At 63.9% G+C, this 14,668-nt stretch carries 9 protein-coding genes; 4 read left to right on the forward strand and 5 right to left on the reverse strand.

Annotated elements, in window-relative coordinates:
* Positions 1-9 precede the first annotated feature (9 nt).
* The 3 genes from U0042_RS08500 to U0042_RS08510 form a co-directional block, all read right to left on the reverse strand.
* The gene (locus tag U0042_RS08500; protein WP_114810569.1) at positions 10-417 is read right to left on the reverse strand and encodes a response regulator; all 408 of its coding nucleotides are present in this window, start codon (positions 415-417) and stop codon (positions 10-12) included.
* Positions 418-806: 389 nt separating this feature from the next.
* On the reverse strand, positions 807-1,454 hold the full coding sequence (locus tag U0042_RS08505) for a response regulator transcription factor (RefSeq protein ID WP_114810570.1): 648 nt from the start codon (positions 1,452-1,454) through the stop codon (positions 807-809).
* A complete protein-coding gene (locus tag U0042_RS08510; protein WP_114810571.1) occupies positions 1,451-3,613 on the reverse strand; it encodes a PAS domain S-box protein in 2,163 nt (720 codons plus the stop codon). The genes U0042_RS08505 and U0042_RS08510 overlap by 4 nt, the downstream gene beginning before the upstream one ends.
* A gap of 464 nt (positions 3,614-4,077) precedes the next feature.
* Here U0042_RS08510 and U0042_RS08515 point away from each other — a divergent pair, with 464 nt between their 5' ends.
* Positions 4,078-4,542: a universal stress protein gene (locus U0042_RS08515; protein WP_114810715.1), complete on the forward strand. Its 465-nt coding sequence runs from the start codon at positions 4,078-4,080 to the stop codon at positions 4,540-4,542.
* A gap of 210 nt (positions 4,543-4,752) precedes the next feature.
* Here the strand turns inward: U0042_RS08515 and U0042_RS08520 are convergent, their stop codons facing one another.
* Positions 4,753-8,382 carry an autotransporter domain-containing protein gene (locus U0042_RS08520; protein WP_114810572.1) on the reverse strand — a complete coding sequence of 1,210 codons (3,630 nt, stop codon included), beginning with the start codon at positions 8,380-8,382 and terminating at the stop codon, positions 4,753-4,755.
* 298 nt (positions 8,383-8,680) lie between these two features.
* Between U0042_RS08520 and U0042_RS08525 the strand changes: the two genes are divergently transcribed.
* The gene (locus tag U0042_RS08525; RefSeq protein WP_198665277.1) at positions 8,681-10,792 is read left to right on the forward strand and encodes a sulfotransferase; all 2,112 of its coding nucleotides are present in this window, start codon (positions 8,681-8,683) and stop codon (positions 10,790-10,792) included.
* Positions 10,789-11,955: a glycosyltransferase family 9 protein gene (locus U0042_RS08530; protein ID WP_114810574.1), complete on the forward strand. Its 1,167-nt coding sequence runs from the start codon at positions 10,789-10,791 to the stop codon at positions 11,953-11,955. Before U0042_RS08525 ends, U0042_RS08530 begins: the two co-directional genes overlap by 4 nt.
* 286 nt (positions 11,956-12,241) lie before the next feature.
* On the opposite strand, the gene U0042_RS08535 is transcribed toward U0042_RS08530, so the two are convergent.
* Positions 12,242-13,159 (reverse strand): LysR family transcriptional regulator, encoded by a 918-nt coding sequence (locus U0042_RS08535; protein WP_114810575.1) that lies wholly within the window; start codon positions 13,157-13,159, stop codon positions 12,242-12,244.
* 147 nt (positions 13,160-13,306) lie between these two features.
* Between U0042_RS08535 and U0042_RS08540 the strand changes: the two genes are divergently transcribed.
* Complete coding sequence (locus U0042_RS08540) at positions 13,307-14,632, forward strand: cation:dicarboxylate symporter family transporter (RefSeq protein WP_114810576.1); 1,326 nt, start codon at positions 13,307-13,309, stop codon at positions 14,630-14,632.
* Positions 14,633-14,668 lie beyond the last annotated feature (36 nt).

Genomic DNA, 14,668 nt, shown 5'->3' on the forward strand with positions numbered 1-14,668 from the left:
GTCCATCTCCTATGCGACAGCACGCGTGCTGCGCGTGCGGGCAATTGCTTCAACGGCGCTGCGGGCTTCTTCGAATTCGGCTGTCTTGTCGAAGAAGTACTGCGCTCCCGCCGCGAGGCTTGCTTCGCGAATGGCCGGACCTGCGTGATTCGTCAACATCATCGTGACTACGGGCTGGTTCGCTGCGGTGACGGCTTCGATCAGTTCGAGGCCGTTGCCTTGTGCGAGCCGCAGGTCGGCGATCACGAGATCCGGACAGGATGCTGCAATGCCTTCGAGCGCGGCGGACACGTCTTCCGCTTCTCCCACCACGCACACTCCGTCGATCCTGCCGAGCGAGAGCGAGATTCTTCGCCTCACCGGCACCGAGTCTTCCGCGAGGAAGACTTTCAGCTTCGTGGACCGTTCGGATTTCATGGATGCAAGTATGGTCTGCGCCCCACGGAATTTAAATCGGCGTCGGTTGAACTTTCAGTAGGGCGGAAGGAACGCCTGTAGGTCGATTCCTACAGCGGGCGGGGCGTTTGGCGGGCAGCCGGTGTGCCCCGTGGGGCCTCGAATGCGGCGATATGACGCCGTTCGGCTGGCTCTTTTTCATGCGCTATTCATCAGCGCTTTTATCGGTGCCTTTATCCTGGCGCTTTACCCATGCGGGATAGCGTTTAGGCACGCTTTATCGTTTGTCTTATGGCGTATCTATCTGCGCGCGGGTCCGGCGTGTTATCCGGCCTGTTAATGCGCGCATTGAGCGAATATCGAAAACTCGCGATTCGCGAAGTCATGGCTTAGCGAATCGCGAGTTTTCCTCAGACTTCGTCGTTGTCGTCGAACAGCTTGTGCCGCATGGCGTAGCGCACGAGTGCAGCTTCGTGCGGCATCTGCATCTTTTCGAGAATGCGCGTCTTGTAGGTGCTCACCGTTTTCGCGCTCACGCATAGCTCCTGCGCGATTTCGGAGATGCTCTGGCCCGCCGCGATGCGCCGGAACACGTCGAACTCGCGGTCGGAAAGGCGCTGGTGCGGCAGCGTGTCCGCGGGTTCGTTGAGGCTTTGCGCGAAACGTTCGGCCATGGCGAGGCTCACGTAGACGCCGCCCGCCGCGACCTTCGTCACCGCGGAAACGAGCTCGGTGCTCGCGCTTTCCTTCGTGAGATAGCCGGATGCGCCGGCCTTGAACGCACGCACCGCGTATTGCTGCTCGGCATGCATGGTGAGCACGAGAATGCGCAGATTCGGCTTCTCGTCCTTGATCTGCCGGATCAGTTCGACGCCGTTGCGCCCCGGCATGGAAAGATCGAGCACGAGCACCTGCGCCTCGGTGGAGCGCGTGAGCGCAATCGTCGTGGCGCCGTCCCATGCTTCGCCGGCCACCTCGAAGCCGCTGGCGTTCTGCAGGATATGACGCAGCCCGTCGCGTACCAGCGTGTGGTCGTCGGCGATCAGTACCTTGGTCATGAAAGTGTCTCTTCCTGTTGCACGGCCTCGCGAGGGAAGGTGACGGTGAGGGCGAAGCCCTTGCCGTCGGCCGTGTCGATAGCGACCGAGCCGCCCAGCATATGGGCGCGCTCGCGAATGCCGATGATACCGAACGACTTGCCGGGGCGACCGTTCGTCCCATTCGCAAAGTGGGTACCGCCCGCGGTGTTGGCACCGTCGGCACCGGTGGGGTGGCTGCCGCGTCCGTTGTCGCTCACGCGCAGCACGCAGTAGTTGCCTTCCATGCGCAGCATGAGTTCCACGCGTGTGGCCTCGGCGTGCTTGGCGACATTGGTGAGGGCTTCCTGGACGATGCGAAACAGCGTGGTCGCGCTGGTGCGCGAGAAATGGGTGTCGCCGGGCGCGATGCGACGGTCCACCTCGATGCCGTAGCGGTGCGTGAAGTCGCCCGCGAGCCAGTCGATGGCGGGCAACAGCCCCAGGTCGTCGAGCATGACGGGCCGCAGGTCGGCGGCGATGCGGCGCACCGAGGCCACCGTGGCGTCGATGAGGCGCCTCATGCTGCGCAGTTGTTCCAGCACGTCGGCGCTTGCGCCCGAATCCGGCCCCACCATGTGCTCCAGCGCCGAGAGATCCATCTTGAGGGCGGTGAGCTGCTGGCCCAGATCATCGTGCAGTTCGCGCGCGATGCGGGTCTTTTCTTCTTCGCGCACGTTTTGCAGGTTCGCGGAGAGTTCACGCAACTCCTCGCGCGACTGCTTGAGATCGTTTTCAGCGCGTACGCGCTCCGTCACGTCGCGCAGCATGACCGTGTAGAGCTTGCCGGTGGCGTCGCGGATCTGCGAGATCGAGGCTTCGATGGGGAATTCCTCGCCGTTCGCGCGCAGGCCGTACAGCACGCGCTGACGGCCCATCTGACGGTCGGAGACGCCTGTCACGCCGAACTGCTCGACGTGCCGCGCATGGGCGTCGCGGAACCGCTCGGGCAGAAAGCGCGAGAGCGGGGCGCCGATGGCGTCCATGGCGGAACAACCGAACACGCGCTCAGCGGCCGGATTGAAGATCACTATGCGCTGCGATTCGTCGATAGTGATGATGGCCTCCATCGACGATCGAATGATGCCCATCATGCGGGCCTCGTTGAGCGTCGACTGGGTGCGCGATTCGCCGGCCACCTTGCGCGAGTCCGTGTGCAGGCGCGCGAGCACGAGGACCAGCACAGCGAGCACGAGCGAAGCCACCACACCGGCCACGGCCACCGTGGCGTCCACGCTGGCGTTGGCCGCCGACGCCGCGCTGCCGCTCGCCGACCAGGCGAGCGTAAAGGTCGTGCCGCCGAACGACAGCACGGTAGAACGATGCAGCGCGCTGGCGGACGATGTGTTCTCCTCGTCGCCGCTCGAGGTCGCGAAGATCGGCGTCGACGACTCGCCCGAGTACACCTGCAGGTCGAGGCCCCGCTCGCCGAAGCGGGCGGGGTCGAACAGGCGATCGGGATCGAGCTGGGCGAACAGGATGCCGGCGAGGTTAGCCTGCCGGTCTGTGGCCGTAGCCGGCGTGGCCGGCGTGCCGTAGACCGCCAGATAGAGCCACAGCGGCGGGCGCTCGTCGGCGGCGCTGTCCTGCGCACCTTTCCCGGCGCCGGGCGCCGTCAACGCCACTTGCGCCGATTCCACCGCGCGCGACAGGGCGACGCGGCTGTCCGGCGTATTGGGCAGGGCGGGCGCCGGGGCGTCTTCGGCGGCGGGGGCCACGAGCGTAGCCGTGAGCGGAGCAGACGCTTCGGCCGTGGCGCCCGGGAAGGGGCGGCCGTGCACGTCGGCGTAGCCGAGCGCGCGCACCGGCGAGCGGCCGCCTTCCAGATCGAGCCGCCTGACATAGTCGCGCCATGCCGCGGGCGCTGGCACGGGTACGGCGCCCAACAGCCCGCGTGCGCCGTTCAGCACAGCGGCGCTGGCCGCGAGCTTCTGCTGAAGCACCGCGGTGACACGCGTGGTGCGCTGCTCGAAGCGCGTCGCTGCGGCATGCGCAAGTTCCTGCTGGACGACCCATAGGGTCACAAGCGTAGCGAGAAGCCCCGCCACGAGTGCCACGGTGGCCGCCAGCATGGGTTGCCGCGACAACCGCGGGTCGCGTCGGGGCGCCGAAGGGCCGGCGGACTGGGGACTAGCGGTCATGTGATTCCCGCCGTATCGAGCTCATAGGGACGCCGTCTCATGTCTGGATGCGGTGTGAATGTACGTCGTCGCGGGGCGGTGAATGGAATACCCGCGTCGATTAAGGAAATTGTGAGCGAATTGTGACTGTTTTACACGGCTTGCGCCAGTCCGAGGGCCGCCCCGCGCCGGTTTGCGGGAAATCGGGCGGCTTTTTGCAGGTTTCTTATGCGCTTCGCGCGCCGGCCTGTCGGAGGCCTGGCGCACATCCCATGCGTATCGGATGCATAGGGCCGCATTTCTGTTCTGGTTCATCGCGAGCCACACGTGACGGCCTTGACACCTTCTGGCGCTTGATCCTCGTCAACGACGCGGGCGGCCCCGTCGCCAGACTGCTCGGTAAGCGCACTGCGCGTCATCGCGCCGTGATGGAAATGCGGCGCGCCCTCTGCATTCAACGTCAAGGGCCTGGCCCGGGAGGCAAGATGTACAAGCGGATTCTGGTAGCGATCGACGGCAGCCGCAGCGCGCGGCGCGCGCTGGACGAAGCCGTGAAGATTGCGCAGGCGAGCGGAGCCGTGGTGGCGGCCGTCTACGTGGCGGAACACCACGCCCAACTCGTGGACGTCAATACGCCGTTCGCCGAGGACGTGCCGGCGGACACCCGCGGCGGCTCGGCAACGGCCGCGCTCGAGGACGCCGAAGCACGCTTTCGCGAGCAGAAGGTGCAGGGCACGGCACGCGCCGTTGACGCCTACGGAGAAGACGTGGCCACGGTGCTGCGCCGCGCCGCGGACGAAGCCGAGGCCGACCTGATCGTGATGGGCACGCGCGGCCTGCACGGCCTGCGGCGCCTGCTGCTGGGCAGCGTGGCCGAGGCGGTGCTGAGAACGGTGGACAGGCCGGTGCTGGTGGTCCGGCATGACCCGGAGGCCGAGGGTGTCCGCTGAGGGTATGGAAGGAACGGAGGGTGGCGTGGAACGCAGCTGATGGGGGCTGCGTTCGGGCGTAGGCCGCCACGATGGGCCTCCACGGCTCTGGTGATGGGGGTAAAGCCTCAGGTGGCCGCTTGAAAAGAACGTTGGTGGAGACAAGGCTGTATCAGCCTCTCTTGCTCCCGGGCGTCCGCAGCACGCGAAGAGGCTTGTCAGCCTCTTCGCTCAGAACCGATAGCCAACGCGCACGCTGCCTTGCTGCACCGACGCATGGGTGGTGTTGAACACCGTGTCATAACTCAGCGCGACATCGAGATTCCTCACCGGATGCATCGTCACGCTGACACCCGAAGTCAGATAGCCACGCGGCAGCGTCGTGCCCGGCGCATTGAACGGCGTGCCGTCTTGCGACGCTACGCTGACGGCCCGGTTCGCATCGAGCAATTCATGCGCATAGCCGACGCGTAGCTCCACGTTGACAGGCCTGAGCGAATCGCCGAAGTTCCGGTCGAGCGAGATTTGCGCGTACGGCTGAAGGCTGCGCACGTTGTCCGCCCCCACCTGCAGATCCTGGCCGCCGGCACCGCTTTCTCCGAAGCCATTGGCGTGGAAGTAGGCGTAGCGCAGACCGATGCGCGGCGTGACCGTCACGCTGCCGAATGTCATCGGCAGGCTGGCCTGGGTGCCGAAGTTGAACTCCTGCCCCATGTGGTCGCCTTCGGCCGTGCCTTGTGTGCCGAACGGACGTTTGAGCGAGAGGAAGTCGAGTCCGGCGCCGACCGTTGCGGCGAGATTGACGGGCCCGAGCTTGCGCGCACCGTAAAGCGCGACACGAAGGGTATCGATCGTGCCCGAGTCGCCCGTATCCTGCTCGCCGACGGCCGTATGGTCGTAACCCGCCGCGACCCCCACGGTATAGCTGCCGAGTGTCCGGTCGAGGCCCGCAAGGAATCCGTAGCGATTCGCCTGGAATCCCGGTTCGCCGTTCGTACCACTTACTTTGGTGTGGCTGCCGGTGGCCGTCACCCAACCGGCGGGTGCGCCCGGCGTTGCGGCGGAGCCGTTTCCGAGCCGGTCGAGCAGCGCGGCGTCTTGCGCCTGCCCTCCCACGATCGCGGCGGTACCGAGTGCGGTGTAAATGGACGTATCGGTGGGCGCGACGGCTCCGCTCAAGGTCAGCAATACCGAATCGGCGCTATACGTGATCGTGGGCGTCAGCGTGCCGAGATACGACGTACCGGTGTTCGTGATGCTGCTAAACGTGCCGCTCACGCTGCGGGCCGAAACCAGCGTGTACTGCCTCGCCGAGTAAGTGCCCGGCGTGTAGGCGATAGCCAGCACGCCGTTCAGCGCGGCACTGCCGTTCACACTCAACTGCGAGGCCGCCGTCGGGCTCACCTCCACCGACAACGTGGCGCCGCCGGCCTGCGCGTAGTTGCCCGCGACGGTGAGCGTACCGATGGAGCCGCCCGGCATGACCGTGCCGTTGTTGGTCACATCGCCGGCGATGGTGCCGTGTCCGCGAAGGGTACCGGGTGTATCGACGACGACGCTCCCGCCTAACAGCGCGCCCGGCGTGCCGATGTCGCCCACTTCGAGCAGGCCGCCCGCCACTTCGGTGGTACCCGTAAAGGCGGTGCTGCGGCCATCGAGGATCAACGTGCCGGTGCCCTGTTTGACGAACGGTCCCGTGCCGCTGATCGAACCGGAGAAGGTGGTCGAATCGCTCCCCGCTACGGTCAGCCGTTGCACGCCGAGGTTCACCGTGCCGCTTCCCGACAGGTTGGCGATCTGCGCGCCGCCCGCCGTGCCGGAAATATCCAGCACGCCGTTATCGATCATGCCGCTCGACTGCGCGATGCTGCCGGTTCCTGCGAGCGCCAGCGTCGCGCCGCCGGCAACCGTGGTGGTGCCGGTATAGGTGCTCGTGCCGGTCAGTGTCTGCGTTCCGCTCGCGAGCGTCAGTCCGCCCCCGCCCGCGATGACGCCGCCGAACGTGCCGTTCGATCCCGCGAGCGTCAGTCCTGCCGCTCCGACCGAAACCGTGCCCGAGCCGGACAGGCCGCCTGCCGAACCGGAGATCTGCAGCGTGCCGAAATCGACGACGTTGCCGATCGCAATGTTGTTCGCGCTGGACAGGGCGAGCACCGCACCGCTTTCGATCAACGTCGTGCCGGTGTAGGTGTTCACGTTGGTCAGCGTTTCTGTGCCACCCGCCAACGTCAGGCCGCCGGTTCCCGAAATCACGCCCGAGAACACCCCGCTTGCATCGGTAAGCGTGAGCGTCTGACTACCGAGCGTCACGCTGCCCGTGCCGGACAGACTCTTGATCGATGTGCCGCCCGTCGTGCCGGAGATGTCGAACGTGCCGTTCGCCGTCACCCCTGCCGATTGCGCGACGCTACCGGAACCGGAGAGGGCGAGCGTCGCCCCTGTATTGATTGCGGTTGCACCGGTATAAGTCTGCGCGCCTGTCAGCGTCAGCGTGCCGGTGCCGCCCTGGGTCACGCTGCCGGCGCCCGAAATCGTGCCGCTGTAGCGCGAACTGGCCGTCTGGCCGAAAATCAGCGCGCCACTGTCCACGATGTTGCCTGTCATCAGCGACGTATCGCCCGTCAATTGCAGCGCGCCGCTGCCGATCGTCGTCGTGCCGCTGTACGTATTGGTGCCTGCCAGTGTCAACGTGCCGGCGCCGCCTACCGTCACGTTGCCCGAGCCGGAAATCAGGCCGCCGAGCGTGAGGTTGCCGGTGCTGTTCAGGGTAAGGGTCGAAGTGGAGGCGTCGAGCTTGATCGCATTACCCACAGTCAGCCCTGAATTGGCGCCGCCGACCGTCGCACTGGCGCCTGCACCCAGTTCGATCGCCCCCACCATCGTTTGGCCCGATGCGAGCGTCAGAAGGCTGCTGCCACCCGTGAAGTAGATCGCATCGGTGCCGCCGCTGATCGTACCGCTATTGGTGATCGTCAGATTCGCACCCTGGATACCTTGCTGGCCGCCCTGAAGCAGCCCCGAGTTCGTGATGGTGCCGACCGTCCCGCCGCTGCTTGAAAGAACGCCGGCAATTCCGCCCGTCAGGGTTCCTTCGTTAGCGATCGTGCCGATCGTTCCGACGTTGTAAACGCCGTACGCCAGACCCGAGATCGTGGCATTAGCGGTGTTGTCTATGGTGCCGAACGTGCCGAAAAAGTTATAGATTCCGACTCCGGACCCGCCCGTTCCGCTGATCGTGCCGTTATTGACTAGGGTGCCGATGGTGCCGCCAACCCCAGTCTCGATGCCCCTGTTGCCGGAAACGACGCCGCTATTGGTCAACGAACTAATAAGGCCCGCATCGGCGATACCAAGCGTGGAGCCCATAATGCTCCCCCCGCTTTCGTTGGTCATCGAAATGACCGTGCCGTTATCGTTATAAAAGGCGTATTGCTGCGCAGAGACAATGGTGCCCCCGCTGTGGTTGGTTACCGTTCCGATCGTACCGGCGTTGAGAACGCCGTAAGCCGTGCCTGCGATCACCCCGCTGTTGGACAGCGCCGAGCCGGTGCCGGAACCGCTCACGCTGATTGCGGTCGGCGTACCGGAGAGAGACCCGCTGTTCGTGACGACGAGCGAGGTGTTGCCGGTCGTGCTCCAGTTCACGCATGTCGTCGCACCGATAACGTCCGTGTTCACATTGGTGCTCAGGCAGGCCGCAGAGGCCGGGGCCGCATGCAGCGCAACCGCGAAGGTGGCAACAGATGCCGCTGCAAGCGGGTGCCGGCGCAACGCGAATTCCCGCAGCGCACCTGGAACGGCAGCACCAGCTCGGTATGTGTCGGTTGTTGTTTTCATCGTCAGGACGGGAAGTCGGGTCATGCGTACCGAAGAAGCCTCTCGGTGGTGAAGCGGGCATGATCCAGGGTCGTTTTTATGGACTGCGCTCGTATTCGTTGACGCCAAATTCCTATTACGCCTGTTAACGACAATTTCAGCAAAAACTTAATGTAGCAACGGGCAATAAATGCGCAAACGTTTTCGTATGCGAGGCTTGCCAGGCCGGATTACACGCACGACGGTTTGGTATGCTTCGCACGTTATCTCCATTCACGCTTTCATTCCGGCAATGCGCCGCCGATAATCCGGCTGGACATTACGAGCCTGACCTATTATTTTCATGCCCACCCATCAGCCACCGGAAGAATTGAGCATCCCTGAAGCGTTATCGCGCGCGCACGCACACTGGAACGCCGGCCAGGCCGATCGTGCGGAACTCCTCTGCCAGCGTGTGCTCGCCGCGTGGCCCGGCCAGGCCGATGCGCTGCACCTTCTGGGACTGATCGCGCACGCCTACGGCAATCTGGACATCGCGATCGGGCATCTGCGCGAGGCGTGCAAGGCGCCCCGTGCACCGGCTGTCTATTCGGCCAATCTCGCTGAGATGTGCCGGCAAAAAGGTCTGCTCGAGGAAGCCGCGCAAGCCGCCCGGCGGGCGGTCGCCATGGACCCGACGCTGGCCGCGGGCTGGAACAATCTCGGCATCATCCTGCAGGAGGCGGGGCGTTTCGACGAAAGCCGCACCTGTCTCGAACACGTGATTGCACTGCAGCCGGAATGGGCGGAAGCACACAACAATCTCGGGAATACGTTGCGGCGACTTGGCCGCCTCGATCTGGCCGAGCCGCACTATCGGCGTGCCATCGCACTCAAACCGGAGTATCCGGAAGCCCACAGCAACCTCGCGTTCCTGCTTTCGTCCCAGGGCCGTTACGACGAAGCGGCGCAAGAGGCTCAACTTGCGCTGGACCTGAATCCGCGCTTCGTCGAGGCGTATCTGAACCTCGCTGAAGTCGAAAGTGTGCGACACCGGTACGACGCAGCGCTTCGCGTATTCGACAAGCTCCAGGCATTCGCGCCGCAGCATCCGGTCGCGCTCGTCGCTTATGCAAAACTGCTGCTCAAACTCGAACGCGATAACGAAGCGCTCGTGCTCGCGCGTCGGGCCGTGGCGTGTGCGCCGCAATACGCCGAAGCGCACAACATGCTCGCGACGGTGCTCCAGGCGCGTGGCGAAACCGACGAGGCGCTGGCCGCATTCGAACGCGCGGCGCAATTGCCCGGCACGGTGGCGGAGGAAGCCATGCTCGGCCGCGCGATGGTGCTGATAGAAGCAGGCCGCAAGGACGAAGCGCTCGCCGCGTTCGACCGGGCCCTCGAAGCGTTTCCGGGCTCGGCGTTGATTCGTGCGGCACGCGCCGACACGCGAACGTTCGAAGCGGGCGATCCCGATTTCCCCGTGCTTGAAGCGTTTGTCGCGCAAGACGATCGGCGCGCGCTAGAGGATCGCATCGCGGTACAGTTCGCGCTCGGAAAAGCCTACCTGGACATCAAGGACAGCGCCCGCGCCTTCGCGCATTTCGATGCGGCCAATCGCGCCAGACGAGCGAGCTTTGCGTACGATCAGCAGGACACCGAACGATGGCTGCAACGTATCGCCGAAACCTTCACGCCCGAGCTTTATGAACGGCTACAAGGCATGGGCGCAGCGTCGGACTTGCCGGTATTCATCGTGGGTATGCCGCGTTCCGGCACGACGCTGATCGAGCAGATCGTGGCCGCTCATCCCGACGTGACCGGAGCGGGCGAGCTGGCCGCACTGCGGCAGGTAGTCGATGCCAGCGGCGTGTATCCCGACCGTCTGCCCGCATTGGCTGCTGGGCCGAGGTACACCGCGAGCCGCGTGCTCGAGCAGCTGGGGCGCGACTATCTTGCGCGGACTCTCCCATTGGCGCGCGGCAGCGTCCGGCTCGTCGACAAGATGCCGGGCAACTTCGCCCTCGCAGGTCTGATCCCACTGATACTGCCGGGGGCGCGCATCATTCATACACGGCGCGATGCCGTCGATACGTGTCTGTCCTGCTACACGAAGCTCTTCGCTGGGGATCAACCGTTCGCTTACGACCAGGCAGAACTGGGCCGGTTTTATCGCGCCTACGAACGTCTGATGGCCCACTGGCGCGCCGTGCTGCCGCCCGGGCAGTTCATCGAAGTGGATTACGAAGCGGTTGTCGACAACGTCGAATACGAGGCGCGTCGACTGATCGAGTTTCTCGGATTGCCATGGAGCGAGGCGTGCCTGAACTTCCATCAGGACCGCCGCGTGGTGCGCACCGCGAGCGCGAACCAGGTGCGCCAGCCGATCTACGGCACATCGAAGGGCCGCTGGCGCGCCCACACCGCGTATCTTGGGCCGTTGCTGGCCGCGCTCGGCGTGGAGATGCCGCAGTGACGTCAGGCCTCGACCTCGCGGCGCTCGACCGGCAAATCCGGCCGCTGCTCGCGCAGCAGCGCTACGAGGAAGCAGAAGCGCTGCTCCGTCCGCTGGTGGCTTCGGGGACGGCGCCGCTCGCCGTGTGGCGTTGGCTCGCGAGCGCGCTTCGTCCACAGGGAAAAATCGCGGAGACGCGCGCGATTCAGGAAATGGTGGTCGCACACGTGCCGGGCGACTACGCGGCGCGCTTCGATCTGTCCGAGACACTGCTACTGATGGGGGAGTTCGAACGCGGCTGGCGCGAATACCGCTACCGCTACAGTCTCGCGCACACGGCAAGCATGGAGCGTAAGGTGCAACGTCCACGCTGGAATGGACAACCGATACCGGGCAAGACGCTGCTCATCCACGATGAACAGGGTTTCGGCGATACGTTTCAGTTTCTGCGGATGGTGCCGTGGGCGAAAGCGAAAAGCGGCGCGCGCGTGATCCTGGAGGTGTCCCGTGAAGTATTACTGCTCGCAGCGCGCACACGCGGGTTCGATCACATCCTTGCGCGCGGAGAGCTGCCGCCGCCGTTCGACGCTCATTGCGAGTTGATGAGCCTGCCCATGGCAATGGGACTGACGCTCGCTGACTTGCCCGGCCCGACGCCGTATGTGCAGCCGGATGCGCAGCGCGTCGAGCGTTGGCGGAAACGTCTCGCCACGCTGCCACGCCCGTGGGTCGCCCTGGTGTGGGCGGGTCGCCCGACTCATCCGAACGACGCGAACCGGTCGCTCGCACTCGAGCAATTGGCGCCGCTCGCGCACTGCGAAGCAACGTTCCTTTCCCTTCAAAAGGGGCCGGCCGAAGCGCAGGCGGGGCGTCCGCCCGACGGCATGTCGCTCGCATCGCTGAGCAGCGAAATCGACGACTTCGAGGATACGGCGGCGATCTTGAGCCTGGCGGATCTTCTGGTTTCGGTGGATTCCTCGCCGGTTCATCTTGCAGGTGCACTCGGGCGACCGGTCTGGGTGATGCTGCCATTCGTGCCGGACTGGCGCTGGCTACTCGCACGCGAGGATTCGCCATGGTATCCGCATGCAAGATTGTTCCGTCAGCCTGCCCGCGGCGATTGGGCTAGCGTGATCGCCGCGATTGCACGGGAGCTTGGCAGTTTCGTTCGATCGCGCTTGTAGCGTGGCGCATCTGTCTCTTGCGGACCAGATTACGCCTTTTGCATCGAACGTACGGCCGAGAGATCGTCGCGCTCTGTCGTCGGGCGCGAGCCAGCCAGAAGCTGTCTTTCGAATGTCAGAACCGAGTGACCGCTCCAGTACCGATCGCGGGCACACGAACGCGGCTGGCTACGCCCAGATTGGTGAGAAATAGATTTGGAGTCCAGATCAAGCTCCTCCGATGACCGCGCAAGTCACCACATCGACGCGGCTCAGCGGCTCAGCGAGTCGGTGACTTCTTTCGCCTTTACTTTCGCCTGACTTCGGGATCAAAAAGATTCGAGGAGAAGTCGCACGATTGCGCTGCAAGCCTCGCCACAGCAACACCGAGCGAATGCGGCTGCTCTGCCCGATGCATGGCGACGTATCTAACGGGGGGCAGGGCTGGGGAAGTCGGCACTACGACAAGCGCCCGCCGCTTGAGCATGCGCGCAAGACATGCTTCGGGTAAGTAACTGACGCCAAGTCCCGACAGCGTGAGCCCGATTTGCGCAATCAGACTGTTGCTCGCCAGTACTTTCTGCAACGCCACGCCTTGCTCCTCCAGAAACCGGCTGTACACGTAACCCGTACCGGACAGGCCGCCCTGCAAAATCAGCGGAAACTTCGCGATGTCAGCAAGCGGAATCGCACGCTTGCCCGGCGCGAGACTGGCCGCGCACATCCACATATTCCGAACCTGACCGACGAGCGTCGACGCATACGGCTCGACCTCGTGCGTCTGCGGCACGATGATGACGTCGACAGTGGCCGCGGCCAGCCGTTCGCGCAACATCGCGTTCAGATCCACTTCTGCTTCGACCTTCACCTTCGGATACTCGGCCTGAATCGCCGCGATGAGGCGCGGCAGCCACGTCAGCGCCGTGAGTTCTGTCACGCCGATGCGGATCTGACGTACCAGCGCCTCTTTCGAACTCATGCGCTCGACGATCTGGTCGCGCCGCTCGAGCAGTTCCTTAGCGTGTTCGAAGAACTCGGTCCCTTTCTCCGTGAGACGTGCGCTGCGATTTGCGCGGTCGAACACCAGCACGTCGAATGCGCGTTCCAGCTCCTGCACGCGCTTGGAGATTGCCGATTGCGTGGTGTTCAGTCGCGCCGCGGCGGCCTCGAACGAACCGAGCTGAACGATCCAGTACAAGGCTTCCATCTGCTTGAAGGTCAGCATGGTCCACACGTCATATCACTAAAAGCGATATTTTCTCATAGAAAAAAATCGCTTTTTTTGCTTATTTTGGCTCATTACTTTGCCCCGTAACGAGTCCCGGCGAGGCTCGACTTTATTCATATGAACCGATACGAGTCTGGAGAACGCATGGAATCCGTCATGGAAATACCTCAACCCGAGCGCATGGAGCACAAGCCGCGCGTCGGGCTCGCTATGCAAATTGTGATCGGCCTCTTTGTCGGTATCGTCGTGGGGCTGGTACTCAACCGTTTCCCGGAGTTTCGTGAATCCGCGATCAACGGCTTCCTGCAACCGGCGGGCGACGTCTTCATCCGTCTGATCAAGATGGTGGTCGTGCCTATCGTCTTCACCAGCATGGTGACGGGAATCGCAGGCGTGGGCGATGGGCGCTCGCTCGGGCGCATCGGCCTGAAGACGCTCGTGTACTTTGAAATCATCACGACGATCGCCATCGTGCTGGGACTCGTGCTCGGCAATGTGCTGCATCCGGGCCTGGGCACCGATCTGTCGCAGCTCGGCCACGCTGATATCTCGCGCTATCAGCAGACAACTCAGCAGACCCATGGACATCATGGCTTCATGGCGCTGTTGCTGAGCATCATTCCCGACAACATCGTCATGGCAATGGGGCGCGGCGACCTGCTGCCCGTGATCTTCTTTTCGGTGCTGTTCGGACTGGGCCTGCAATCGGTGCCTGCCGAATATCGCAACCCCGTGATTGCGACTTTCAAAGGCATCAGCGATGCCATGTTCAAGGTCACCGGCATGGTCATGCGTTACGCGCCTTTCGGCGTGTGTGCGCTGATTGCGGTGACCGTTGCGAGCTTCGGCTTCGGTTCGCTGTTGCCGCTTGTCAAACTCGTAGCGGTGACCTACCTCGCGATCATCGTGTTCGCGGTGTTCGTGCTCGGCGTCACGGCGCGCATCTTCGGATTCCGCATCTTCACGCTGCTGCGCGTCATCAAGGACGAATTGATCATTGCGTTCTCGACGTGCAGTTCGGCGACGGTACTGCCGCAACTGATGAAGAAGATGGAGGACTTCGGCGTACCTAAAAGCATCACGACATTCGTGGTGCCGACGGGCTACACCTTCAATCTCGACGGCGCATCGATTTATCTCGGTATCGGCACGTTGTTCGTGGCCCAGCTGTATGGCGTACCTCTCGGCCTGCAAGAGCAGATTGTGCTCGTACTGACCATGGTCGTCACATCCAAGGGCGCGGCGGGCGTGCCGGGTTTCATGTTCGTCATCCTGCTGACGACGCTCGCGAGTGCGGGATTGCCGCTCGAAGGACTCGCGTTCATCGCGGGCGTGGACCGGATCATGGATATGGGACGCACCGCGCTGAACGTAGTGGGCAACGCGCTCGCACCGCTCGTCATCGCCAGATGGGAAGGTCAGTACGACGAGGAAAAGGGCAGGGCTTATATCGCGTCGCTGGACGCATGAGGACAGGTAAAGGCAGAAATGGCAATCCTGAAACGA

It is taken from the genome of Paraburkholderia kururiensis (assembly GCF_034424375.1).
Classification (GTDB): Bacteria; Pseudomonadota; Gammaproteobacteria; order Burkholderiales; family Burkholderiaceae; genus Paraburkholderia; species Paraburkholderia kururiensis_A.